The sequence below is a fragment of the Shewanella yunxiaonensis genome (assembly GCF_018223345.1).
Lineage (GTDB): Bacteria > Pseudomonadota > Gammaproteobacteria > Enterobacterales > Shewanellaceae > Shewanella > Shewanella yunxiaonensis.
The window spans coordinates 2,371,189-2,395,306 of record NZ_CP073587.1; the positions used below are offsets into that span (position 1 = coordinate 2,371,189).

23 protein-coding genes are annotated in these 24,118 nt (G+C 48.4%); 7 read left to right on the top strand and 16 right to left on the bottom strand.

Annotated features, from left to right (window positions below; translation table 11 throughout):
• Positions 1–2: 2 nt before the first annotated feature.
• From KDN34_RS10835 to KDN34_RS10860, 6 genes are all read right to left on the bottom strand, one after another.
• Complete coding sequence (locus KDN34_RS10835; RefSeq protein ID WP_212593799.1) at positions 3–623, bottom strand: YfgM family protein; 621 nt, start codon at positions 621–623, stop codon at positions 3–5.
• 15 nt (positions 624–638) lie between these two features.
• On the bottom strand, positions 639–1,919 hold the full coding sequence (gene hisS, locus KDN34_RS10840; RefSeq protein ID WP_212593800.1) for a histidine--tRNA ligase: 1,281 nt from the start codon (positions 1,917–1,919) through the stop codon (positions 639–641).
• Between the two features lie 107 nt (positions 1,920–2,026).
• Positions 2,027–3,139: a flavodoxin-dependent (E)-4-hydroxy-3-methylbut-2-enyl-diphosphate synthase gene (gene ispG, locus KDN34_RS10845; RefSeq protein WP_212593801.1), complete on the bottom strand. Its 1,113-nt coding sequence runs from the start codon at positions 3,137–3,139 to the stop codon at positions 2,027–2,029.
• A 60-nt stretch (positions 3,140–3,199) separates the two neighbouring features.
• Positions 3,200–4,168, bottom strand: coding sequence for a RodZ domain-containing protein (locus KDN34_RS10850; RefSeq protein ID WP_212593802.1), 969 nt, complete (start codon positions 4,166–4,168; stop codon positions 3,200–3,202).
• A complete protein-coding gene (pilW, locus tag KDN34_RS10855) occupies positions 4,168–4,953 on the bottom strand; it encodes a type IV pilus biogenesis/stability protein PilW (protein ID WP_212593803.1) in 786 nt (261 codons plus the stop codon). The genes KDN34_RS10850 and pilW overlap by 1 nt, the downstream gene beginning before the upstream one ends.
• A 32-nt stretch (positions 4,954–4,985) precedes the next feature.
• Positions 4,986–6,107: a bifunctional tRNA (adenosine(37)-C2)-methyltransferase TrmG/ribosomal RNA large subunit methyltransferase RlmN gene (locus KDN34_RS10860; protein WP_212593804.1), complete on the bottom strand. Its 1,122-nt coding sequence runs from the start codon at positions 6,105–6,107 to the stop codon at positions 4,986–4,988.
• 205 nt (positions 6,108–6,312) lie between these two features.
• Between KDN34_RS10860 and KDN34_RS10865 the strand changes: the two genes are divergently transcribed.
• Both KDN34_RS10865 and KDN34_RS10870 read left to right on the top strand, forming a co-directional pair.
• Entirely contained in the window at positions 6,313–7,386 is a 1,074-nt protein-coding gene (locus tag KDN34_RS10865; protein ID WP_212593805.1) for a CNNM domain-containing protein, read from the top strand.
• A gap of 96 nt (positions 7,387–7,482) precedes the next feature.
• Positions 7,483–9,237 (top strand): bifunctional metallophosphatase/5'-nucleotidase, encoded by a 1,755-nt coding sequence (locus tag KDN34_RS10870; RefSeq protein ID WP_212593806.1) that lies wholly within the window; start codon positions 7,483–7,485, stop codon positions 9,235–9,237.
• Here KDN34_RS10870 and KDN34_RS10875 read toward each other — a convergent pair.
• Positions 9,227–10,123 (bottom strand): LysR substrate-binding domain-containing protein, encoded by an 897-nt coding sequence (locus KDN34_RS10875; RefSeq protein WP_212593807.1) that lies wholly within the window; start codon positions 10,121–10,123, stop codon positions 9,227–9,229. The genes KDN34_RS10870 and KDN34_RS10875 overlap by 11 nt on opposite strands.
• A 148-nt stretch (positions 10,124–10,271) precedes the next feature.
• Here KDN34_RS10875 and KDN34_RS10880 point away from each other — a divergent pair, with 148 nt between their 5' ends.
• Both KDN34_RS10880 and KDN34_RS10885 read left to right on the top strand, forming a co-directional pair.
• Positions 10,272–10,712, top strand: a complete 441-nt coding sequence (locus KDN34_RS10880) for a DoxX family protein (RefSeq protein WP_212593808.1) — start codon at positions 10,272–10,274, stop codon at positions 10,710–10,712.
• 16 nt (positions 10,713–10,728) lie between these two features.
• The gene (locus KDN34_RS10885) at positions 10,729–11,418 is read left to right on the top strand and encodes a pirin family protein (protein WP_212593809.1); all 690 of its coding nucleotides are present in this window, start codon (positions 10,729–10,731) and stop codon (positions 11,416–11,418) included.
• 52 nt (positions 11,419–11,470) lie between these two features.
• On the opposite strand, the gene KDN34_RS10890 is transcribed toward KDN34_RS10885, so the two are convergent.
• The 6 genes from KDN34_RS10890 to KDN34_RS10915 form a co-directional block, all read right to left on the bottom strand.
• On the bottom strand, positions 11,471–12,004 hold the full coding sequence (locus KDN34_RS10890; protein WP_212593810.1) for a GNAT family N-acetyltransferase: 534 nt from the start codon (positions 12,002–12,004) through the stop codon (positions 11,471–11,473).
• A 156-nt stretch (positions 12,005–12,160) separates the two neighbouring features.
• Positions 12,161–13,450, bottom strand: a complete 1,290-nt coding sequence (locus KDN34_RS10895; RefSeq protein ID WP_212593811.1) for a cytochrome c — start codon at positions 13,448–13,450, stop codon at positions 12,161–12,163.
• Between the two features lie 10 nt (positions 13,451–13,460).
• Entirely contained in the window at positions 13,461–15,233 is a 1,773-nt protein-coding gene (locus KDN34_RS10900) for a GMC family oxidoreductase (RefSeq protein WP_212593812.1), read from the bottom strand.
• A gap of 3 nt (positions 15,234–15,236) precedes the next feature.
• On the bottom strand, positions 15,237–15,941 hold the full coding sequence (locus KDN34_RS10905; protein ID WP_212593813.1) for a gluconate 2-dehydrogenase subunit 3 family protein: 705 nt from the start codon (positions 15,939–15,941) through the stop codon (positions 15,237–15,239).
• Positions 15,942–16,553: 612 nt separating this feature from the next.
• Positions 16,554–16,856 (bottom strand): NrfJ, encoded by a 303-nt coding sequence (locus KDN34_RS10910; RefSeq protein ID WP_212593814.1) that lies wholly within the window; start codon positions 16,854–16,856, stop codon positions 16,554–16,556.
• Between the two features lie 95 nt (positions 16,857–16,951).
• A complete protein-coding gene (locus KDN34_RS10915; protein ID WP_212593815.1) occupies positions 16,952–17,161 on the bottom strand; it encodes a DUF3820 family protein in 210 nt (69 codons plus the stop codon).
• 474 nt (positions 17,162–17,635) lie between these two features.
• On the opposite strand from KDN34_RS10915, the gene KDN34_RS10920 reads away from it, so the two are divergent.
• From KDN34_RS10920 to KDN34_RS10930, 3 genes are all read left to right on the top strand, one after another.
• Positions 17,636–18,379 carry an AAA family ATPase gene (locus KDN34_RS10920; protein ID WP_212593816.1) on the top strand — a complete coding sequence of 248 codons (744 nt, stop codon included), beginning with the start codon at positions 17,636–17,638 and terminating at the stop codon, positions 18,377–18,379.
• Positions 18,339–18,743 carry a hypothetical protein gene (locus tag KDN34_RS10925; protein ID WP_212593817.1) on the top strand — a complete coding sequence of 135 codons (405 nt, stop codon included), beginning with the start codon at positions 18,339–18,341 and terminating at the stop codon, positions 18,741–18,743. The genes KDN34_RS10920 and KDN34_RS10925 overlap by 41 nt, the downstream gene beginning before the upstream one ends.
• Positions 18,744–18,968: 225 nt before the next feature.
• Complete coding sequence (locus KDN34_RS10930) at positions 18,969–19,457, top strand: nuclear transport factor 2 family protein (protein ID WP_212593818.1); 489 nt, start codon at positions 18,969–18,971, stop codon at positions 19,455–19,457.
• On the opposite strand, the gene KDN34_RS10935 is transcribed toward KDN34_RS10930, so the two are convergent.
• The 3 genes from KDN34_RS10935 to aceB all read right to left on the bottom strand — a co-directional run bounded on the left by KDN34_RS10935 (position 19,444) and on the right by aceB (position 24,096).
• Complete coding sequence (locus tag KDN34_RS10935) at positions 19,444–20,838, bottom strand: HDOD domain-containing protein (RefSeq protein ID WP_212596620.1); 1,395 nt, start codon at positions 20,836–20,838, stop codon at positions 19,444–19,446. The genes KDN34_RS10930 and KDN34_RS10935 overlap by 14 nt on opposite strands.
• A 231-nt stretch (positions 20,839–21,069) precedes the next feature.
• Complete coding sequence (gene aceA / locus KDN34_RS10940; RefSeq protein ID WP_212593819.1) at positions 21,070–22,392, bottom strand: isocitrate lyase; 1,323 nt, start codon at positions 22,390–22,392, stop codon at positions 21,070–21,072.
• Between the two features lie 78 nt (positions 22,393–22,470).
• Positions 22,471–24,096: a malate synthase A gene (aceB, locus tag KDN34_RS10945; RefSeq protein ID WP_212593820.1), complete on the bottom strand. Its 1,626-nt coding sequence runs from the start codon at positions 24,094–24,096 to the stop codon at positions 22,471–22,473.
• Positions 24,097–24,118 lie beyond the last annotated feature (22 nt).

The following is a 24,118-nucleotide window of genomic DNA, read 5'->3' on the forward strand; positions in this document are numbered from 1 at the left end:
CCTTATGCCTGATTAAGATTATCGAGTTTCATTTGCAACGCAGGACTGGAGGCAGCGCCACCTTTTTCAATCGCTGCTTGATATGCACTGCGCGCCTTGGCGGCATCGCCCTTGCGCACATAGAAGTCACCTTCAAGTTCAGATTTTTCTGCAGCGAAGGCATCATCTGACACATTATTTAAGGTCGTCAAAGCAGCATCTAATTGTCCCTGTTCAGCCTGAACACGAGCCAGACGTAAGCTAGCAATCGCAGCAACTACTGGTGTTGGTTTAGCGGCTAACACTTCTTGTAACGCGGAAGAAGCCTTGTCCAAATCACCGGATTCAGCCGCAGTTTTAGCGACGATTAGCTGCATCAATGCGGAATAGCCAGGCTGTGAATGAGCTTTGTCAAATTGAGCGGCCGCAGCCAGTGTGCTGGCAGCATCTTTGCTAGTTGATAAGGCAGTGTTGAAAGCTTCAGAAGCGGCTTCGGCTTTCTTAATCTGGTAACTGGAATAGTAATTCCAGCCATAAAGTGCACCCAGTCCTATCACTGCACCAGCCAAAATCGAAGTGCCGTAATCCTTCCAAAACTTTTTAATCGCTTCGACCTGTTGTTCTTCTGTGCTGTAAATTTCCACCCGCACTACCCCTTATTATTTTTTGAGTTGTTCCGTCAGATAAGCAGCCAATGAAGTGCGCTCAACCAACTGTTGTTCGCTATCTTCACGTAACGGTTTAACGGCTACCTTGTTATCCGCCAATTCACTTTCACCAATAATCAACGCGTAAGCCGCGCCACTCTTATCAGCTCGTTTAATCTGTTTTTTAAAGTTACCACCACCACAGTGGCTCATGACTCGCAGTGTTGGCAGCGCTTGACGCAGTTCCTGAGCTATCTTGATCGCTTCAGGGACACATTCGTCGCCCATCGCTGTGACATAAACGTCCACAGGTGAAGCAACATCTGCCGTCAGGCCGAGGGTTTCCAGCAATAACACAATGCGCTCCAGGCCCATTGCAAAACCCACCGCCGGCGTATCTTTACCACCCAACTGTCCCACCAGGCCGTCATAGCGCCCGCCTGCTAATACAGTACCTTGAGCGCCTAGGCTATCTGTCACCCATTCAAACACGGTACGGTTATAATAATCGAGACCACGTACCAGCCGGGGATTAACTTTGTATTGGATGCCAACCGCTTCGAGTAGTTCACACAATCGTGAAAAATGTGCTTTGGATTCTTCACCGAGATAATCCATCAACACTGGGGCGTCCGCCAACAATGCCTGAACTTCGGGATCTTTGCTATCCAGTACCCGTAGCGGATTGCTGTACATGCGGCGTTGGCTGTCTTCGTCCAACACTGCTTTATGTTGTTCAAGGAAAGCCACTAATGCATCGCGATAAGCAACACGTTCTTCGTTATCACCGAGAGTATTGAGCTCTAACGAAACATGCTGGCGCATACCCAGCTTATCCCACAACGAAGCCGACAACATCAAGACTTCTGCGTCGATTTCAGCACTGGCGATACCATAAACTTCCACCCCAAATTGGTGGAACTGACGATAACGTCCCTTTTGCGGTCTTTCGTGACGGAACATTGGGCCGATATACCACAGGCGTTGTTCCTGGTTATATAACAAGCCATGTTCATTACCTGCACGCACGGTAGACGCGGTACCTTCGGGGCGCAGGGTCAAACTGTCACCATTGCGATCGGCAAAGGTATACATCTCTTTTTCGACGATATCGGTCACTTCACCAATAGACCGTTTGAAAAGATCGGTGTTTTCTACGATGGGAGTGCGGATTTCACTGTAGCCGAATGACGCAACAGAGGCGCGCAATACCGCCTCAACTTTTTGCCATACGGGACTCTGGTCGGGCAGAATATCATTCATGCCACGAATCGCTTGGATCTGTTTTGCCACTGTTAGACTCGTTTGTTCCAGGCCGGAAAGTTAAAAAATGCCAGCATTATAAGCGGTTCGCGAAGTAACGCCAAACCGCGGGATGACGCGTGGCTCACACTGCGAAATTATTCCTCGGATTTCACATCAATACGCTGCGCGATCATCGCGGCTTTAGCGCGAATACGTGCTTCCAGCGTATCTATCAGGTCATCGTTGTCGAGACGTTCTTTCTGGCGCACACCGTCTTCATACAAACCGCTTTTATTGTGTCCCCCGGCCAAACCGAGGTTGGACACCAGCGCTTCGCCGGGACCGTTTACCACACAGCCAATGATGGATACATCCATGGCGGTGGTCACATCTTCCAGACGTTGCTCCAGTGCATTGACAGTACCAATCACATCAAATTCTTGGCGTGAGCATGACGGACAGGCAATAAAATTGATGCCACGAGAACGGATCCGCAAAGATTTGAGAATATCAAATCCCACTTTGATCTCTTCTACCGGATCGGCCGCCAGTGATACACGAATGGTATCGCCAATACCTTCCGCCAGCAGCATACCTAATCCAACCGCGGATTTTACCGCACCTGAACGGGCGCCGCCCGCTTCGGTAATGCCTAAATGCAATGGTTGCTTGATCTGCTGTGCTAACAAACGATACGAGGCAACCGCCAAAAATACATCGGATGCTTTCACTGATACCTTGAACTGGTCAAAGTTAAGTCTGTCGAGGATGTCGACATGACGCATGGCTGACTCCACCAGAGCTTCCGGAGTCGGTTCACCATACTTGTCCATCAAGTCTTTTTCGAGACTACCGCCATTAACTCCGATGCGGATCGGAATATTTTTATCGCGGGCCGTTTCGACAACCTGGTGAATACGTTCTTCATTTCCGATATTTCCAGGATTGATACGTAAACAATCGGCACCGTATTCGGCCACTTTCAGCGCAATGCGATAATCAAAATGGATGTCAGCAACGAGCGGTACATTGACTTGCTGTTTGATCAGCTTGAATGCTTCCGCCGCATCCATTGTCGGAACAGAAACTCGCACAATATCGGCGCCAACGCGTTCCAGTGCATGGATCTGCTTGAGTGTAGCTTCGACATCAGTGGTACGAGTATTCGTCATTGACTGCACGGCAATGGGGGCACCATCACCGATAGGCACGTTACCCACATAAATACGCGTTGAAGGACGGCGTTTGATTGGAGATTCGGTGTACATCGTATTCTGCTCTATCTCTTAATCTGACCGTCACACGGCCAGCATCTATTCTTGACTGTTTCAGGCTTTGGGAAGCGTGAGTCGGGCAACTCTACCTTCAGGGAACGGTGTCAGATCCACCGCGGTGCCATTATAACTGACGCTGACACTTTGCGGCGCACCTAATACCAAGCTGATAGGCGGTTTACCACTAACGGCAATATTGTGACCCGCAGATTTTAAACCATCAACCAGTGTCTTACCGTCAGCATCCAACGCCTTAATCCAGCAGTCCCCTTTAAGGCTGATTGCCAATTGGGCACTGGTAACCGCTGACAAGGATTCATCACTGGCGACCGCTTGTGGCACAGTTGTAGCGAGCGCAGTAACATCACTCGTTGCCGCGGTCACTGCTGCATCAGGCATTGCCTCATTCTGCGGCGCTGGTTCCTGCGACTGACTAGCGTCAGAGACTACCGCACCTGGCACTTCAATTGGCGTATCTTCCGCCTTGGGTCCGCTGTTGTTGTCAGCTTCAGATATACTGCTATCCGCAACGGATGAAGGCTCTGATTGCAGTTCTTCTACGGTGGGTTTTGAAAAATTTTCAGTCACGGCCGCAGGCTTTTGCAACCACCACAAGACTAGCAATGCCAGAGACACTATCACGATAAGATAGGTGAGGACCATCAACCGCTTGTCCCAGTTTTTCTGGGTTGTCTTACGGGAAAAACTCTGCATCACTGGCGCCGCGACCATGGGCACCTGACGCGTCAAGCACGCTTCAATACGCGGTGCGTCGATCTCCAGGAAACGGGCATAGTTACGCACGTATCCCCGCACATAAGTGCTGGAAGCGATATTGCCAAACTCATCGTTCTCAATATCGGCCACAATAGATACACGAAGGTGCAATTTAGCCGCAGCATCCTGCTGACTTAACTGTTTTTCCTCACGTGCATGTTTCAGTATGGTGCCAAGCGTTTCCTCATGCTCGGTCGGAATTGTCTTGTCATCTTCCTTGTCGACATCATTTTTAATATCAGTCATCAGTGCATACTTGCCCGGTATTCTTTTGCCTGGGGAGAGGTTGGAAATTTCGCCAACAACAACACGCCATAACTTTTGGCGGCTTCACTATCATGTAACCCACGCGCAATTTTAATCGCGAGTGCCAAACTAAGCGCTGAATCCATCGCTACCCGATGATAACGATCCATCTGAACCTTGGCTGCCTGGTAATTACCCTGCCCCAATTCCATTTCGGTCAGTTCCAGCAATGACACCTGCCTGTTTGGCTCATACTTTAACGCCATCTCAAAATACTGTCTTGCTTTTTCTATTTCACCCGCCTTGCGCTGGCAAATCCCTAAGTTTTCATAACTCGAAGCGATGCGATTGTATTTGGGGTTATGGACGGCGCGCAGAAACATTTTCTCTGATTTAGCATATTTGCCATTTTGACAGAGAAACACACCGAAGTTGTTTGCGGCATCGCCAGTAGCATTGCTGGCATTAATCGCACGCTCGTAGGTATCTTCGGCTTTCTGCTTTTCGCCGACGGTTTGATAGTAATAGGCCAAAGCGACGTTTACCTCTTCTAAATCAGGGGCGTATCCCATCGCTTTATCAAGATTGAATTTCGCCTGTTCAGTATTGCCTTTTTTTAAGTAGGTTAGCCCTAACTGAACCCGCTCCAGCGCGGCGGCGTTTTTATCAAATTTGTGTTCAACTACCGGAATATCAGTTCCGGCATAAGTTTTCTCAGTCACACATCCCGGCAGCGTCGAACAGATGGCTGCCAGCATCGCCAAGCCCCACAATTCGTGCTTCATTGGCAAACCCTTTAATGTTGACAAACAATGCGTTAACTCATTGTGACTGATATTTGGTTTTGTTGCATTCGTTTTTTTGCCAAACGTTTTGTACGGTCACGAATGTCGCCAGCTAACTGGCCACACGCCGCATCAATGTCATCCCCGCGAGTTTTTCGGACGATGACCGTCAGACCATATTCCATCAACACTTTGGCAAATCGATCGATTCTGGAATTGGAAGAACGACCATATGGCGATCCAGGATAAGGGTTAAATGGGATCAGGTTAACTTTGCAGGGGGTATCTTTCATCAATTCGGCCAGTTCGTGCGCTTGTTCAGTGCTGTCATTAATATGATCGAGCATGACATATTCCACAGTGACACGGCCACGATTGGCATTGGATTTCCCAATATAACGACTGATACCCGCCAGAAACTCTTTCAGTGGGTACTTTTTGTTAATGGGCACTAATTCGTTACGTAACTCGTCATTAGGCGCGTGAATACTTACGGCCAATGCCACATCCAGCACATCGCCCAGCTTATCCAATGCCGGCACTACGCCAGAGGTTGATACTGTGACTCGCCGTTTAGAGAGTCCGAAGCCAAAATCGTCGAGCATAATATCCAGCGCGGGGACCAGATTTGCCATATTGAGCAAAGGCTCACCCATTCCCATCATGACAACGTTGGAGATCGGACGATCACCAGTTTCATATTTCAACCCCAGAAAGCGTGAAACTCGCCAGATCTGACCGACAATTTCCGCGACGGTCAGGTTACGGTTAAATCCTTGCTGTGCGGTGGAGCAGAAGGTGCATTCCAATGCACAACCTACTTGAGATGACACACACAAAGTAGCGCGATCATCTTCGGGAATATAGACGGTTTCGACTTCCTGCCCTTCACCCACATTGATCGCAAACTTGATGGTGCCATCGGAAGATTTCTGATAAGTGGATATCTGCGGTGCCGAGATTTCACACTTTTCACTGAGTTTGGTGCGCAGGTTTTTATTGATATTGGTCATCTGCTCAAAATCATCAATGCCGTAGTGGTATACCCACTGCATTACTTGATCAGCACGGAAAGGTTTTTCGCCCAATTCTGCGAATAACGCTCGCATGCCTTTACGATCAAGATCCAGCAAATTGATCTTTTTTTCGTTCATTTGACTCACCTCACACCAATACCTGTAACAGGGCGGCGAATTATACAGACCATAGCCAATTTTAGCCAGAGAAGGCGCTAAATAACCAGGTGTCTCGTAGTTGTGAACTGCGAAGATTTAAGTTCCGTTAAAGTCTACTATGGTTAGCTTACCAGCCAAATTCCATTGTTTGACCAATGACGCCGGATGAGTCGGCAGTTTTGCTATGTTTGCACTTACTATCACTGTATTAATTGCTATCACAATTTCTTTTCTCTGTAGTGTTTTTGAAGCAGTGCTGCTGTCGGTAACACCCAGCTATATTGCCAGTCTGCGCAGCTCTGCACCGCTGGCAGCCAAGCGGCTTGAGCAACAAAAAAAGGCCGTGGAATCCCCTTTGGTGGCAATTTTAACGTTGAACACTATTGCCCATACCGTCGGTGCGGCTGTCGCGGGCGCACAGGCCGCACATGTGTTTGGCGATGACATGGTGGGGGTGTTTTCTGGGGTTCTGACATTTCTTATTTTGTTTTTGTCGGAGATCATCCCTAAAACAATAGGGGCTAACTATTGGCGCAGTCTGGCTCCCACTGTATCCATTATTCTATTGTGGATGGAACGACTCTGTCTGCCCTTGATCTGGGCCTCCAATAAAGTCACTAAGCTCTTTGGCAAAGGTGATTCCGGCCAGTACATTCGTCAGGAAATTAGTGCCATGGCAAAGATTGGTGTCGAATCCGGAGAGCTTGACCGTCAGGAAAGTAAAATTCTGACGCAGATGATGAAAGCCAAAGAAATGCCGGCCAGCGCCATCATGACGCCAAGAACCGTGATGTTTACGCTTCCCGCAGAGACTCGTCAGCGTATCTTCGTGCGGGATTACCTGAACAAGCCTTTTAGCCGCATTCCTATTTATGAGCATGATCATGACAATATTATCGGCTATATCAACCGCACAGACGTGCTGTTGGCAGAGCGCTATACCCCAGAAGCCCCCATTGCGGCGGTAAAGCGGGTACTGTTGGTAATACCAGATTCCGCGCGCATTTTGCCGCTGTTTGAGCTGATGATTAAACGCAATACTCAAATTGCCATGGTAGTCGATGAATATGGCAGCACCCGCGGTCTGGTGTCGCTGGAAGATATTATCGAGTCACTACTTGGGTTGGAAATTGTTGACCTTAACGATCCTGCCATCGATATGCAGCAGTTAGCACGCCAGTTATGGGAGAAGCGCATGCTGGAAAAAGGCATTCGCTTGTCTGAAGATGATAGTGAGCAAGAAGAGCCGCATCACTGATTGGTCATCGACAGCACACTCTCAGGGCGTCACAAAAACGTCCCTTGTGCTGTAACACTTCAGGTGTACAATCTCTGTTTAATTACAGAGGATGTTATGACTTACCGTTTAACGCTCACCCATATCAACGATACCCACTCCCATTTCGATCCCAGTCTGGTGCAGTTCAAAGTACAACTGCAGCACGGACAGTTTACGCTAGCGAGCCACAGTGGCGGCTACAGTCGCATTGCCGCGCAAGTGACAAAACTACGGCAGCAAGCCCAGGCACAACAGCGAGAGATGCTGTTTCTGCATGCAGGCGACAGTTTCCACGGCACGTTGTTTTACAGCGAATTCAAAGGCCGGGCGAACGCCCGACTGCTGGAATTACTGCGGCCGAATGCCATGACGATTGGCAATCATGATATTGATGATGGTAATGCGGTGCTGGCAGATTTTATCCGTACGGTTTCGTTTCCTGTGATGGCTGCCAATATGGATATCAGCCACGAGCGACCTGAGAAAATAGGCAGTTTTCAGGGGTTAAATAATCTCTATCCCTGGGACAACGACGTAGGAATTGGTCGCTATCTGTTACGCGATTTTTATGATCAAAAACTCGCCATTATCGGTATTACGCTGGATCAGATGAATAAAGTAGCAAGACCGGATCCAGACACAGTGTTTCTTGATGCTATTGCGACCACCAAGGCTACGGTGAGTTACCTGAAACAGCAAGGTGTGGCTCATATCCTGCTGCTAAGTCATCTTGGCATAGATCAGGATCGACAACTTGCCACAGAAGTTCCCGATATCAGCCTAATTATCGGTGGCCACACTCACACGCTGATGGGGGAATTTACCGATTTGGGCCTACCCTGTTTGCCCTATGCGGAATCAATCAACGGCATCCCCATTGTCCATGCCGGGAAACATGCAGAAACCTTAGGGATTGCCGATATCGAATTTGATGACCGAGGTCGGGTTACAAAAATACAAGGCTCCAGCCACTTTATGCTCGATAGGCATTTTCTGCTCAGCGGTGAAACGGCTGCCTTGGAAAGTGATTATCGGGAAGCACAAGAGCTGTTGGCAAACCATTCAGGCATTTTATGGGATGAGCAGGACGAACGGATAAGCCAAGTCATCGACAGTGAATTTCGCCCGGCGATCAGCAATATGGAACAGCAGGTATTGGCTTTCGTTCCTAAAACCTTGCTACACACCCGGCTGCCAAGTCACAACCTGCCTCACGGGAGTGAAATCGCCCCCTGGGTCAGCCAGAGTATGTTTCTGGCGGCAAAAGCTCAGGATCCGCGAGTAAACTTCGCCTTACATAACGCCGGAGGCGTGCGCCAATCACTGGTGCAGGGACAGGTCACGCTGGCGGATGTGATGGGCAGATTACTGCCGTTTGAATTGCCATTGGTGAAATATGAGATTGCCGGTGATGCGTTGTTCCGAGTCTTGGAGTCAGCAATCAACGCGGCAACGAATAACAGTGTCATGGGTACTGGTGCTGGCAGTTTTCCTTATACCTACGGCCTACGATATTTCTATGATGGCCGACTGGCACTCGGTCAGCGCCTGTTTCGCTTAGAATTGCAAGATCATCTCGGTGGTTGGCAAGCGCTGCAACGGGACGACTTTTATATCGGGGTGTCCACCAGCTACACCGCCAGTGGTAAAGAGGGGTATGACGCACTGCTGGAAGCCCGTTGGCAACAGGCACTGCCAGAAGTGACCTTACCCAGTGCCTTCATTCGATTATTGCAACAGACTCCGGCGTTTGATACCCAAATGCAGCCGATGGTGTATTACACCAGCCATCTTACCGGGTTGGCCGATAGCTCAGGCATCAGTAAGTAAACCACTGCTGTCGGCACAAGTGTTCCACAAACCAGTTAAGTGCCTTGCCACATTCCCCTTTTCGCCAGGCCATGTACATAGGTAGTGGCGGTCTGGGCACTGCGACCTTGCGCACAACCAGGGTGCCTTCGTCTAATTGTTGACGGATCAGATGCAGCGGTAAAAAGCCGACACCAGTTCCCTGCTGCTGCAAGCGGACTTTATCAGCCATAGATGACACGCGGATCTGCTGCCGACTGGCAAAAATACCGCTGGAGCGCTGTAACAATGACTGCGAGCTATCGGCTACGACGATAGAGGGAAACTGCAATAATGCCTCCGACGGAATTTCTGCATCGTGTTGCGCCAAGGGATGCGTTGGCGCTATGGCAAACACAAACTCCACTTCCCCCAACTGCTGCAGTTCATATTGCCCCCGAGGTAATTCACCAGAAACGCCAATCGCAATATCGGCACGTCCGGAATATAACGCATCCCAGCCACCGCCCAACGCCTCTTTAGACAGACTGATTGTGACTTGCTTGCCGAGGTGAGTGAACTCTGCGATAGATTTCATCACGGGCTCGTCCGGCAAAATACTGTCCAGTGCCAGCGATACGGCAGTTTCCCAGCCCGTCTCCAACTGTCGCACCGCATCTTCCAGACGTGCAGCGGCTGCCAGAATTTCTCGCCCCTGCGTCAACACCAACAGCCCCACATCGGTAAGCTGGGCACGTGTGCCCTTACGTTCAAATAATCTGCTGCCGAGATCCTGCTCTAGCTTTTGTACCGTATAAGTTAATGCTGATGGTACCCGAAAAAGCGACTCGGCAGCCGCTGCGAAACTGCCCTTTTTATCTATGGCATCCAACACCTTAAGTGCATCCAGACTGATCACAGGATTCATGAAATTTCCAATATTCAATTTTTTTAAAATTTAACTTCAAAATGTTCCGATTTTCAAGCCGTAATGACCTGGCTAGACTTGCTTTCAACGACAGGGAATCTCCCTAAGCCAGATTTAAACAAGATTCAAATTTACTGAGGAAAACATCATGAAAAAACTTATCGCAACGCTCGTTAGCAACAATGCTGGTTATGCACCACTGATTATGCGTGTGCCTGTCGGTCTGACACTGATGGCTCATGGTAGTCAAAAGCTGTTCGGCATGTTTGGTGGGTATGGTTTGGAAGGTACGGGTCAATGGATGGCATCCATCGGTCTGACGCCCGGTTACCTGATGGCATTGCTGGCCGGTTCCGGTGAGTTCTTCGGCGGTCTGTTCCTGTTATTAGGGCTGCTGTTACGTCCAGCCGCGGCTGTAGTAGCATTCACCATGCTGGTAGCACTGTTTACCGTACATATTCACAACGGTTTGTTTATGGCGAATAACGGCTATGAATACGCGTTGACATTAGCGGCGATTGCCCTATCCCTGGTCGTGTCTGGTGCGGGTAAGGTATCGCTGGACAATATTATCGCCCGTAAACTTTAACTGGGAGGAATTACTGATGATTACTGTAAGAAAAGCCGCTGAACGGGGTCAGGCCGACTTTGGCTGGCTCAAGAGCCGCCACACCTTCTCATTCGGTAATTACTACGACCCACGTTATATGGGAGTGTCCGCCCTTAGGGTGATTAACGATGATAGGGTCACCCCCGGACAGGGGTTCGCCACTCACGGGCACCGCGACATGGAGATCATCAGCTACGTTATCTCTGGTACGATTGCCCACAAAGACAGCTACGGCCATGTGAAAGACTTGCCCGCAGGAGAGTTTCAGTTGATGTCGGCCGGCAGTGGCATCTATCACAGTGAGTTCAATCCTTCGGCAACGGAACCTCTGCACTTTCTACAGATCTGGATCCAGCCAGCAATCACTGGCGGTGTCCCTGGATATCAGCAGAAAGCCTTTGCACAGACTGAAGCGCTTACGGCGGTTGTTACCCCAGATGGTCGCGATGGCACGTTGCAGATAAAACAAGATGTCACCGTGTATCGTCTGATATTGGCAGCCAGCGAACAACTGACCTTGCCGCTGACAAGCACACGAACTTTGTACCTGCATCTGATTGGCGGCGAGCTGGAACTGAATGGTAGCAAGCTTAGCACAAGTGATGGCATCAGTATCACTGATGAACAGCTGCTGACAGTGAACGCCAACAATGATGTGGAAGCACTGGTATTTGACCTACCCTAAGTCCTCCCAGTGTCATGGGATAACGACGTAAAAACCGGCGCAGGCCGGTTTTTTATGTAGACGTGGCTACCTTATTATCTGCTAACTTTTCTACTAGCGGACAGTACATTAAAAAACTCGTGAGCTGCTGGCCAGATTTTTCTTGATAGCAACGATGGTGGCTGCGAAATCCCTGCCGCTCAAACACGGTTTTAGATTGCATTGAGGCGTGAGTACTGAGTCTTGGTAATGCTTGCTGAAGCGCCCACAGCTTTACCGTAGTGATCAGCTGTGCCGCTATTCCTCGGCGCTGCCAGCTCGGTAAAACATATAAACAACTGATGTAACCCGCTTCCCCATACTGGCGTTCCACCTGCACAAAACCAATACAATGATCGCCGCTATCGAGCGCCAGCCAAGCGGTGCTATGGCGTAAACGCAACTGCCAGTACTTTTCCGAACGCGGGGCACGGGACCAGGCGTTACACTGCGCCGTGGAATAAAAACCACCCGCAAGAGATTGTACGGATTGATGATAAACGAGTGACACTTCAGCGGCAAAATGCCGGTGTTGTGCATGAGAATAAAGAACCAGGGTCGCTGCCATCCAGCGAAAACCTCAATAAAGGCTAAAATCGCCTTGATTCTTGCTGGTAACCTCAACAAACGCAAGCAGTTTTCAGTCGTTGAGTCATAATGTTTTCGTTGCGAAACCGCGAAAAGAAAGCCGCCTCTATGGCGGCTTTCTTAACGGATTACGCGTTTATGGCCGGGTAGCATTCATGACGGTTTGCGGAATCGTCTGTCGTACTTTGGCGACATCCGCCGCGGTGACTGCCGGAGCCTGGTTATTCCAGGCATGACGCACAAAGGTGAGCAACTGTGCCACTTCATCATCGTTAAGCCGCCAACCAAACGCTGGCATAGCCAATGCTTCTGGAGCCCCTTTGGTAGACGGTAAACGTGCACCAGCCAGCACCACATGGATTAACCCACTTGGATCTTTGGCATTAACCAAGGCATTGCCATCCAGCTTTGGAAATACCCTGGCAGCGCCTTGTCCCTGCGTAAAATGGCAAGCACCACAACTGTCGAGATACAAACGTGCGCCAGAGTTAATGCCCACTTTGGCACTATCAAGTTCGTCACTGGTTTTCTTGGTAGCAGCGGCAGTCATCGCTAGCGAGTTACCATCTCCAGGCAATGACTTGAGATAGTCGGCAATTGCCGCCAGGTCATCCTGACTCAAATAACTGAGACTGTGTTCAATCACTGAGGTCATTTCACCGGCTACGGCAGTAGTATCATTGCGGCCATTGGCGAGATAGTCGACAATTTCGGCTTTACTCCAATTTGCCAATGCCCCTTTATCGCCACCTCTCAGACTTGGGGCTGTCCAGATGCCAATTTTGCCGCCACTGAGGAAGCTATTATCGGATTCATCATAGCCTTTTTCCTGAAAAGCTATGCCTCGTGGACTATGACAGCTGCCACAGTGACCTAATCCTTGTACCAGATAGGCACCACGATTGAAGCTATCAGACTTGCTGGTTTTAGCCTGATAGGCCTTATCGTTTGCAAACATCCAGTTCCAGAAGCTAATGCCCCAGCGCTGGTTAAACGGGAAACTTAACGCGGTTTCAGGGGCTTTTTGATCAACCGCAGTAACGCCGTCCATAAAATAGGCGTACAACGCTTTAACATCATCGGCAGTCAACATGGCATAGTCCGGATAGGGCATTGCCGGATACAAGTTACTGCCATCAGCTCGTTTACCGTGTCTCAACGCTGCATCAAATTGAGCTAGCGTGTAATTGCCAATTCCCGCAGTCTTACTTGGCGTAATGTTAGTGGAATAGATTTTCCCAAACGGACTGTCAATTGCTAAACCTCCAGCAAATGGCTTGCCCCCCGGAATAGAGTGACAAGCGATACAATCCCCTGCGCGGGAAAGATATTCACCCTTGTCGATGGTGGCTTTATCAAAAGCTTGTGCTTCAGTTGTCGCTAACAAGGCCAACGGCAACAGCATCATGATCAGATTGCGTTTCATCTGCTGCTCCTTATGCTTGAACCAATGGGCCGGGATGTTTCAGGTACTGTTCACGGATTGCTTTGGCTGACCAGTACGCCAATGCTCCAACTAACATTGTCGGGTTGTACTGCAGGTTCTGTGGGAATGAACTTGACCCCAGAACAAAGACGTTATGAACGTCCCAGCTTTGTTGATAACGATTAAGCACACTCGTTTTGGGATCAGTTCCCATAATCGCCCCACCCACGTTATGGGTAGATTGATAGGGCCGCACATCATAATGCGTACCTATGTCCTTAAATGACATTTTTAAAAAGTCAGGATTAAGTCCTTTGGCCAGTGCCCCTACTTTATTCTTCATAAACTGGGTCATGCGCAGATCGTTTTCTTTCCAATCAAAGGTCAAACGCAGCAATGGCAAGCCATGATTGTCCTTGTAGTTGGGATCCAAGCTCAAATAACAATCCCGGTAGGACATGTTGGAACCATGTGAACTAATGGTCATCGAGTGACCATAGTAATCCTTGGCGGCTTTTTTCCAGCCAGTCCCCCAACTAGGTGAGCCCTGAGGCAATGGCAGATTACGTATTGGTTGGCCATTGGTTTGCGCCGCCAGCAAATAGGAGCCACCAATAAAGCCTTCTTTAGCGAAATCGATCTGGTTGATAGCAAAATCATCTACTGTGGTGGCATTACTGCCGGCACCGATGAAGGGGTTAAACACCTTGTCTTTAAAAAACAATGTTGCTCCGCCCATCATCTGGTAAGCGTAGTTACGACCCACTGTGCCAGTATTAGATACCGGGTCGTAAGGCTGACCAATACCTGACAACAACAAGAGTCTCACGTTGTTATACGCAAATGTCCCCACCACCACAATCTTCGCGGGCTGGAACACCTCTTCACCATTGCCATCAATATATGTCACACCGATGGCAGTCTTCTTATCATCGGCAAGATTCACCTTGATCACTTCACAGCCAGTGCGATAAGCAAAATTCTTATGCTGCTTTAGCGCGCCAAGAATCGAGGTTTGAGGTGATGCTTTGGAATAGTTGATACATCCATATCGTTCACAGAAACCACAGAAGTTACAAGGACCTAACTGCATACCATAAGGATTGGTGTAAGCCTCAGAAGCATTAGATGAGGGCAACGGGAAGGGATGTAATCCCTGCGCTTTGGCCGCTTCGGTAAACAGATCATCGTTAAGGGTTCGTTTCAGCGGTGGTAATGGATATTCATTGCTTCGAGGTCCTTCAAATGGGTTACCACCTGCTTGAATTTTGCCATTGATATTGCCCGCTTTTCCGGAAACCCCCAACACTTTATCGAAGAAATCAAAGTGCGGTTCCAGCTCTTCATAACTGACTCCGTAATCCTGGATAGTCATGTCCATTGGCATAATATTTTTGCCGAAGGTTTCTTCCACATAACTGCGTAGACGCAGCTCTTCTGGCATTGGACGCCAGGTATGACCGTTCCAGTGAGTACCGGCCCCGCCGACACCATCACCCGGCAAAAATGAACCGAGATGCCGATAGGGAACTGCGGTTTCCGTCAGACTATGGCGCACGGTGATGGTACTTTTAGCTGGCTTCACCATCAACTTGTAACGTACTCCGTAAGTCAGTTCATCTGCCATTTTCGGATACGCGAAATCGGGTACGGTATCACGGTCTTCGCCACGCTCCAATGCCAACACATTCAGGCCTTCTTGTGCCAGCTCCATGCCCATGATCGCATTGGTCCAGCCCAGCCCAACCAATACAACATCGACAGCTTTCTGTTGCTGAGCCATAAATTACCCCCTATCACCATTCAGACTAACGGGCCCCATTGGATAGGGAACGTTATGCAAATCCACCCATTCTAGATAGGAAGCTCGGGCACCTGGGAAGCCAATCATCTTCCACGCCGCCATCTCTTTATTGCCTCCATGCATAGGGTCGGCAAAATAGCCTTCTTTGGTGTTTTGTAGGAGGAACTCAAAAAACTGTTTAGCACTAACATCCGCCAGGTCAATCTGCCCCAGCTGTAGTTGTGTTAACAGATTATCCTGTTGCTCAGCTGACAGCTCGGCAAAGGATTTTCCCAGTGTCTTCTGACAATAGCTATCTGTTGCGGCAATACCTTTCTGGTAAGTTTGCGCGGGTGTCAGCGGTGATTGGTATCCAAGTTCGGCAGGCGCTTCAAAAAATGGCCCCTTCATATACCAATCTTTCGCTTGCCCGAAATCACCTTGCATCTGCCGATCAATAAACACCGGAACATTGGCCTGTAATGCCCCCGGGCCATTATCATCTGCAGGAATAAGTCGATCACATGCTGCCAGCACAAAGCGCCATTCGGCGTCACTAAAAAATACTGGCTTATATTGCGCAAGTTCGGGAGCGGCATTGGCATTTGCCGATAGCATTACACCTGTGCCGAGTGCTGAAGCGGAGATCACCCACATTGCGCCTTTTACGAAACGGCGGCGGGAATCATCTGTTAAATTTGGATCCATAGGAACTCCTGTGTGCCCTGATACGACGTCACATTTGCCTGTACACTTCAGGCAAACGCTCTGTCGGCAGTCGTTAGGCGAAATCCATATGGATCAGTCGATAGTTACGGCATGCATCCTAATTACAGAGCAGCGAAAAAACGTTTGTCTGACCAAGCCGGGCCAATGCTGCTATGCACCACTGATGAATCATTAAGAAGTTTATCTTTTCGAAAAATCCAGAGTCATAGGAAAAGAAGCTTCCGCTGTACCATCAAAAAAAGCGACATAGTTCAAAAATTGAAATTTCATATCATCTTATTTATTGATGTTCTGCAGTGCCCGCGTATTATCTGTTGCAACATGCCGATAGTTCAATCCATTGCAACATGAAAATATGTTATCAGTGTATTTCCTAAAACGAATAACCAGTGATATAGCATAATTGCAGTTAATTCGTCGAAGGATGATGGCATTTTTGAAGGATAAAAAAACAGCACCCAACGTTGAAACAGCGCCCACCAATTCGTGATAGGGAACTTAGTTTACTGTTTTAATCGTTAAATAAAAAACACCCGACAATCGTGGAAGCGTTATTGCCGGGTGTGTTGGAATTTTTGTGGTGAACAAAAACTATTTCTTGGCGATCTCACCAACAAACATCAGTTTGTCAAAAGTACGTTTCAGCGTTTTACTAGTGAAGTTGCTCATCCACATCTGTTCGACCATCTGCACTTTGTCGCCTTTTTCCACTTTAACCTGAGGACCGGCAGCCCAGAAAGTGGTGTCACCTTCTTTCACTTGAACGTAGGTATAGCCACCGCTGTCCATCGTATCCAGAATAGTACCTTCATGCACTTTGCCCATGGCCCATGCTGAGGTTGCAATACCGAAAACCATTGCCGCAGCTGCCAGGATTTTTGCCAGTTTTACCATGTGAATCAATTCCTGTTGTCAATAAAACCGAATGCCATTAAATCACGGCTTACTTCATAAATCACTAATAGGTGTCACACTTTTATCGCATCGTCTCATTTTAGCAATGGCCTTAACATCCCTTCCAAGCCATTGAGTTTCACTTCGTATATCAGAGCCAATTGCTGACCCAGCTTTCCGGGGGGGAAACCGCGAGAATGAAACCACACCAGATAGGGCTCAGGTAACTCCAGCAGTTTGCGACCGGCATACTTACCAAAAGGCATCGTCTGATTGATTGCTTCTAACAGTAATTGCTGATCCATTATTTATCCTTGAGAACATGCTTCAAAAATGATCATGATCTCAATACCGCACGGCATGTGATCTTAATCATCAATAACTTAGCCAATAAATCCCAACCTATTTATAATATTTTTTTATATATAAACTAATTTTTTAGTTCCAAATGAATTAAAAAATACGGCTTTTATATAACTATTGCAGCACCGTAACAAATCATAGCGAGTTTATGACAGTGTCAAACTACTCAACATATTGATTATATTATTTTTTTAGTCTGATGTTGCAGCTTTTTAGCCGTGTGTCATATTTACGGCGCGCCATAGTATAACGCCAAAATAATGACGACAAACTTTATGATAATTTATCTATAAATCATATACTTGACTGAAAAAACTTTACATTTAACATTAGATTTAACAAGTCAATTAATATGCCGGTCGCGCTACTTACAGGGTTGTCTCGTAAGTTCCGCAACTACAGGTGAGGAACGGATTATGATCATTCTGGTTGGTGGAGAAAAAGGTGGCAGTGGTAAAAGTTGCGTCGCACAGAACCTTGCGGTGTTTTTAGCAAAGGAATGTGGCGCTGCGGTCATTATGGTGGACTGCGATCCCCAACGAACCACCTCTGACTGGATCCAGGCACGCAACCAACACCCAGAATTAACCAGTATTAACTGTGTGCAGTTATACGGAAAAATTCGTAATGATCTCCTTAGCCTCGAGCAACATTACGACGTAGTAATTGTCGATTGTGGTGGACAAGATAATCTGGCCCTGCGTGCCACCATGTCTGTTGCATCGCATGTGTTGATGCCATTACGCCCGAAACGTCGTGACCTTAAGACCGTCAGCCATATGGATGATGTAGTGGCTACCTGTATGATGATTAACCCCAAGATGCAAGCATCCTTTGTAATTACTCAATGCCCTAACCTGCCAAGTCAGGCTGGACGTATTGATGAAGCGAAAGAGGTTTGCCGCACTTATGACATCAACGTGCTGGACAATGTCACCTTCAGCCGCAATATCTACGATGATAGTGAAGAATCAGGTCGTTCCGTGTTGGAAATTGAACCAAAAGGTAAAGCTGCGGATGAAATTCGTGGTATTGCCTGTGAAGTGCTGCAGGTCAACAGCGCGGCAGAACTTCGCAAAAAATTCATGAACCTTAAAGTCAACGCTATGGGGGCGCAGTATGGGTCTGGCAGATCTGAAGAAAAACGCTACGCAATGTAATCGTGCGGCAAGCGTACAGAATTTGCGTCCATCCATAGACGAATTTATTGAGGACGCCATCCTTTATGCGCTCGGCAAAGAGCGCCGTTACGAGCAACGACATGATGTTGTCGAACGTGACAACATCATCACTTTGCACCGTCATTTTGCTGGTCAGGACAATGAATTTCTGCCATCCCAGAATTCTTGTCCGCTGAAGCGGGCGACTTTTACCTTGGGTAGCCCAACCATCGAGCAATTGACGGATTTGTCTGTGGAAGCAGATGTATCGAAATCTCGGATGTTGAGATTTTTAACCAGTTACTTCGATAATCTGAGCCCACAACAGCGTAAGTTGTTGTATCAGCAGTTTATGGTTGACTAACTCCCTTGTTCTTCCTGAGTTCATACTAAAACTCCTACCAGTTGCTGACAGCTGCATATTTTTGTCTTTATGCTGTCAGCTTTTTTTTATCAATTTTACCGTTCACCGGCCTATTAAGCGCTGGCATCCGCCTATCAAGCAGCCTAAACTAATGTAAAAAAATCTCAGGTAAACATTATGTTGAGTATAAGAAATTTAACATCCGCACTTTTGCCTGGTGCCTTAATGCTAGTTTTTTGTTCTCCGCTCTCGCTGGTATATGCGGATGAACCCACCAATTTGAATCAAGTTTCCCACAATCCGCAGACGATAAAAGCAGACGCGGTGCTTGATCAGCTGCACCGAAGTGCTGCTGCCGCAGATTGGGACAGCTATTTTGAGTTATTTACTGACGATGCCGGATTTGTTGGTACAGATATCTCTGAGCATTGGAGTATGCAAGATTTTGAACGTTATGCCAGAACCAGTAAGGGATGGAGCTACAAAACCCAGTCCCGAACAATGGTTCGCCACGGCGATGTCGTTGTCTTTGACGAAATTCTGGATAACACGAATTACGGTTTATGCCGGGGCACCGGCACTATGGTTCTGACCGAAGATGGCTGGAAAATTCTGCAATACCATCTCAGTTTCCCGATCCCAAATGAATTAGCCCCGAGGATCACCGATCAAATTAAGGTCTTTCGTAAAAAAACAGCAGCTAAAGGCTCCTGAATGCCAGCGAGAAACAGAGATTCGCTAATTGGGCAACATGAGTAAAACTGTCGAATTCTGCTTGGGTTATGTCACGGTTACTATTGGCGCGATCCCCATAAAAAATGCCAATAATTTTATTTTCGACCCGCAAAGGCGCCATCAGGAAGCCCAGCTCTGGCAACGTTCGTTGCAATAGGCTGCCTGCTGGCGGAAACTCTGGAGCGTTTTTACCTGACCAGCACGGTAATTGTCGCTCCAGACAATATTTAAGCAGCTGGGTTTCTTCATTAATTTCCAGTGCAAAATGTTGTTTCATCAACTCTGCATCATCACCGAGGGCAATTCTTGGCTGTAACCTTTTCCGGTTGGGTGATAACAGCAACACCGCGCAACGATCCAATCCAATCCCATCTAGCATCCCTAGCAACGCGATTTGGATTACCTGATTAAAATCGGCTTTGTCCTGAGCTAAGGATGTCAGCTGTCTGAGTTTCTCCAATAACCCACTGATATTGGGCTCTCGTATCTGATATTGCGGAGGGGACGCCAGCTCGTTTAATACGCCATTCTTCGGCAAATATTCCATCAGCACTTTTGCACCATAGTCAGTTGTTAAACGCTGGGTATCTTCCAGACAATACTGCAAGCGCTTTTTAAACTCACCGGGAGTTAGTTGCATCAGTTCGGCACATTGTTGCAGACGCCGTTGCAACTCGGCAGAGGAGTCTTCGCCGCCCGCCATCGCATCGCTGAGTTTATTGGCAAGAAAAATAGTACGAACTTCTGGCGTGCGCGCATCAGGATTTACCAGTGACTTCATCAACAGTTCGCCTAGCCCCCAGTTTCTGGCGAGCCCCTGCGTCAGCTGATTAAAGGAAATGCCCAAGTATTCACGAGTGGTCGTTAAACGACACATATTGTCACTGCACTTGTTTAACAAACTATCCAGTTCATCTGCCTGCTGACCAGCAGCACTCCAGAATGCACTTTCACCGAGTTGGTATAACAAGGCTGCGATAAATGCTTCTTCCTGCAGTTCCTCATCATGCTCAGCCAACATCATCTTGGTCAACATGGCTGACTGAAAGGAATTGGCCATTAACTTAAGCAATCGATGATAAACAGACTCCGACATATTCTTGCTTTCCAGCAAGCTGGTCAGCAATTTCGCCGTTATGCAGATATTGCGGATTACATCAAAGCCGAGCACAACAGCAGCACGACTTACCGTCGTCACCTGACTGATGCCTTTGTTGTAAATAGCACTATTAGCCACCCGCAGCACCCGCGAAGTCAGGGCATTATCGTGCATAATACTGCGCCCCAAGACCCCCATCGAGGACACATCATCTTTCGCAAGCTGCTCGAGTGTGCGGATCATGGAACCAAGAGCAGGCATCTCCTGCTCACTGATACGACGCACCCAAAAATCCGCGCCTTGTGGATTTGTTTTCAACGCATTACCTTCAGGGAAAGATTATCCGGCAAATTCAATACCGGTTTATTGTTGTATAAACATAACTCACGCTGCAGCAATTTACATTCAAGTAACAGAAATTTTCCTGAAATTTCAGCGGGTATGAACAAAAAAGCGGCGCAAAAGCGCCGCTCGGCATACACGATAAAGGACTCAGAACTGCGCTTCCTCTGTTGATCCCGTGAGCGCCGTTACCGAAGAGCTACCGCCCTGGATAACATTGGTGACTTTATCAAAGTAACCGGTACCCACTTCCTGTTGATGTGCCACAAAGGTGTAGCCTTTTTCAGCGGCGGCAAATTCAGGCTGTTGAACTTTTTCCACGTAGTGTTTCATACCTTCGCCACGGGCATATTCGTATGCCAGATCGAACATGTTGAACCACATATTATGGATCCCCGCCAACGTAATGAACTGATATTTATAGCCCATATCCGACAAGGCCTGCTGGAAACGTGCGATGGTGGCATCATCCAAGTTTTTCTTCCAGTTAAAGGACGGTGAGCAGTTGTAGGCTAACAGCTTGCCGGGGAACTTGGCATGAATTGCCTCAGCAAAGCGACGCGCCTCCTCAAGATCTGGCTTCGCCGTTTCACACCATACCAAGTCAGCGTAAGGGCAATATGCCAAACCGCGAGCAATCGCCTGCTCAAGTCCCGCGCGCACCCGGTAAAACCCTTCGGAGGTACGCTCACCAGTGATAAAGTCACTATCATATGGATCACAATCAGAGGTCAGCAGATCCGCCGCATTGGCATCTGTACGGGCAATGACTAAGGTTTCCACTCCCGCCACATCTGCGGCCAGTCTTGCCGCCACCAGCTTCTGTACCGCTTCCTGCGTCGGCACCAACACCTTACCGCCCATATGACCGCATTTTTTAACTGAAGCAAGCTGGTCCTCAAAATGGACCCCGGCAGCCCCTGCTTCAATCATCGACTTCATCAGTTCATAGGCGTTGAGCACGCCACCGAAACCGGCTTCAGCATCGGCTATAATCGGTAAAAAATAATCGGTAAATCCTTGTTCACCAGGATTGCCCCCTTGACTCCACTGGATCTGATCTGCCCGGCGAAACGCATTATTGATCCTGGAGACAACCGCAGGTACCGAGTTTGCTGGATACAGAGACTGGTCAGGATACATAGTGCTTGCGAGGTTAGCATCTGCCGCTACCTGCCATCCTGACAGATAAATGGCTTCAATTCCTGCCTTAGCCTGCTGTACGGCCTGCCCCCCAGTCAAAGCCCCAAGGGAGTTGACGTACCCTTTTCGGGCACTGCCATTCACCAGCGACCAGAGCTTCGCGGCCCCCATTTTAGCCATGGTATTTTCTGGCACGACTGAACCACGTAATGCCACCACTTCCTCTGCGGTATAAGGTCTGCATACGCCTTTCCAACGTGGATTCTTGGCCCAATCCTGCTTCAAGGCATCAATTTGCGCTTGACGATTCATTTGGCTTGCCTCAGTCATCTTTACACTCCTCACAAGTTTGCATCGGCCCCAACCGATGTTTGAAGTTACGGGCTGAGCCCAGTCAATTGATACAGGTTATGCTGTTAGTAACCGGTAACCCGGTAGTGTTAAGAAATCCACCAACTCATCAGCAGTGGTGATTTCTTCCAACAAGGAAGCCGCCTGGATAAAACGGCCGTGGGTAAAGCGCTGTTCTCCGACTTCTTTTTTCACAGCGGCCAGCTCTTCTGTGAGCATGTTGCAGAACAACTCTTTGGTCACCAGTTTGCCATTGCTCAACGACTTACCGTGACGGATCCATTGCCAAATGGACGTGCGGCTAATTTCTGCGGTAGCGGCATCTTCCATCAGACCATAGATAGGTACACAACCATTGCCACCGATCCAGGCTTCGATGTACTGCAATGCAATACGAATGTTCAGACGCATCCCCTCTTCAGTGCGACTCCCATCACAAGGTGCCAACAATTCTGCCGCGAGTATCGGAGCGTCAACATCACGGGTGATATGCAGCTGGTTGGGTCTTTCCTTGCCGATGTAATCATCAAAAATTTCCAGTGCAATCTGCGCTAAGCCAGGATGAGCAATCCAGGTACCGTCATGGCCGTTGCGCGCTTCCAATTCCTTATCGGCACGTACTCGTTCCAATACTTTAGCGTTGACCTCAGGATCTTTTGCCGGAATAAAGGCAGCCATTCCGCCCATTGCCAGTGCCCCACGCTTATGGCAGGTTTTGATCAATAATCGGGAATAGGCGCTGAGAAATGGTTTATCCATCCCCACCTGTTGCCGATCTGGCAACACGCGATCGGCATGATTTTTAAGTGTTTTGATATAGCTGAAGATATAGTCCCAACGACCGCAGTTCAGAGCGACAATGTTAGAGCGAAGTTCATAGAGAATTTCATCCATCTCAAACACTGCTGGTAAAGTTTCAATCAAACAGGTGCATTTGATCGTGCCCGGCTGCAGACACAAACGCTCTTCTACAAAAGCAAACACCTTGGCCCACCAACGCGCTTCCAGGTGACTTTCCAGCTTGGGGATATAGAAGTATGGACCACTGCCCTTTGCCAACAGCTGACGGTAGTTGTGGAAGAAGTACATGCTGAAGTCAAACAGACAACCGGGGATTGGTTTACCATTAAACAACAGATGTTCTTCCGGAAGATGAAGTCCTCTTACACGTGCCACCAGCACCGCAGGATCATCACATAACTGATAATGCTTACCGGTTTCCGGTGCGGTATATTCGATCTCTCCGCGTACCGCATCCTGAAGATTCACCTGCCCCTGAATAAGTTTTTCCCAACTTGGGGCCAACGAATCTTCAAAGTCCGCCATGAAGACTTTTACGCCGGCATTTAACGCATTAATGATCATCTTGCGGTCGACCGGACCGGTAATTTCCACGCGCCGGTCGAGCAGATCTTTCGGGATGCCTCTAATTTTCCAGTCACTATCTCTTATCGATTGTGTATCCGGTAAAAAGTCCGGCAACGCACCAGCGTCGATACTTTGCTGACGCTGCTTTCGCCGCGCCAGCAAAGTATCAACTTCCGCAGCAAATTCCTGACAAAGTGCCTGTAGTAATGCACATGCTCCTTCGGTTAATACCCGTTCCTGACCAGTAATAGGGTTTGCTTTAATCTCCAAGCTACTACTCGCAGCAGTGGATGGGCGTTCAGCAGTCTGTTGCATTGGCAGCCTCCAGGTTTGAAAA

Excerpts from the sequence above, each read along its gene's own strand:
- aceB (WP_212593820.1), bottom strand. The coding sequence starts at position 24,096 with ATGCAACAGACTGCTGAACGCCCATCCACTGCTGCGAGTAGTAGCTTG.
- KDN34_RS10910 (WP_212593814.1), bottom strand. The coding sequence starts at position 16,856 with ATGGTAAAACTGGCAAAAATCCTGGCAGCTGCGGCAATGGTTTTCGGT.
- KDN34_RS10915 (WP_212593815.1), bottom strand. The coding sequence starts at position 17,161 with ATGGATCAGCAATTACTGTTAGAAGCAATCAATCAGACGATGCCTTTT.
- KDN34_RS10900 (WP_212593812.1), bottom strand. The coding sequence starts at position 15,233 with ATGGCTCAGCAACAGAAAGCTGTCGATGTTGTATTGGTTGGGCTGGGC.
- KDN34_RS10850 (WP_212593802.1), bottom strand. The coding sequence starts at position 4,168 with ATGACTGATATTAAAAATGATGTCGACAAGGAAGATGACAAGACAATT.
- aceA (WP_212593819.1), bottom strand. The coding sequence starts at position 22,392 with ATGACTGAGGCAAGCCAAATGAATCGTCAAGCGCAAATTGATGCCTTG.
- KDN34_RS10895 (WP_212593811.1), bottom strand. The coding sequence starts at position 13,450 with ATGAAACGCAATCTGATCATGATGCTGTTGCCGTTGGCCTTGTTAGCG.
- pilW (WP_212593803.1), bottom strand. The coding sequence starts at position 4,953 with ATGAAGCACGAATTGTGGGGCTTGGCGATGCTGGCAGCCATCTGTTCG.
- KDN34_RS10920 (WP_212593816.1), top strand. The coding sequence starts at position 17,636 with ATGATCATTCTGGTTGGTGGAGAAAAAGGTGGCAGTGGTAAAAGTTGC.
- KDN34_RS10860 (WP_212593804.1), bottom strand. The coding sequence starts at position 6,107 with ATGAACGAAAAAAAGATCAATTTGCTGGATCTTGATCGTAAAGGCATG.
- KDN34_RS10880 (WP_212593808.1), top strand. The coding sequence starts at position 10,272 with ATGAAAAAACTTATCGCAACGCTCGTTAGCAACAATGCTGGTTATGCA.
- KDN34_RS10865 (WP_212593805.1), top strand. The coding sequence starts at position 6,313 with ATGTTTGCACTTACTATCACTGTATTAATTGCTATCACAATTTCTTTT.
- KDN34_RS10890 (WP_212593810.1), bottom strand. The coding sequence starts at position 12,004 with ATGGCAGCGACCCTGGTTCTTTATTCTCATGCACAACACCGGCATTTT.
- KDN34_RS10925 (WP_212593817.1), top strand. The coding sequence starts at position 18,339 with ATGGGTCTGGCAGATCTGAAGAAAAACGCTACGCAATGTAATCGTGCG.
- KDN34_RS10935 (WP_212596620.1), bottom strand. The coding sequence starts at position 20,838 with ATGCCTGCTCTTGGTTCCATGATCCGCACACTCGAGCAGCTTGCGAAA.
- KDN34_RS10875 (WP_212593807.1), bottom strand. The coding sequence starts at position 10,123 with ATGAATCCTGTGATCAGTCTGGATGCACTTAAGGTGTTGGATGCCATA.
- KDN34_RS10930 (WP_212593818.1), top strand. The coding sequence starts at position 18,969 with ATGCTAGTTTTTTGTTCTCCGCTCTCGCTGGTATATGCGGATGAACCC.
- KDN34_RS10905 (WP_212593813.1), bottom strand. The coding sequence starts at position 15,941 with ATGGATCCAAATTTAACAGATGATTCCCGCCGCCGTTTCGTAAAAGGC.
- ispG (WP_212593801.1), bottom strand. The coding sequence starts at position 3,139 with ATGTACACCGAATCTCCAATCAAACGCCGTCCTTCAACGCGTATTTAT.
- KDN34_RS10885 (WP_212593809.1), top strand. The coding sequence starts at position 10,729 with ATGATTACTGTAAGAAAAGCCGCTGAACGGGGTCAGGCCGACTTTGGC.
- KDN34_RS10870 (WP_212593806.1), top strand. The coding sequence starts at position 7,483 with ATGACTTACCGTTTAACGCTCACCCATATCAACGATACCCACTCCCAT.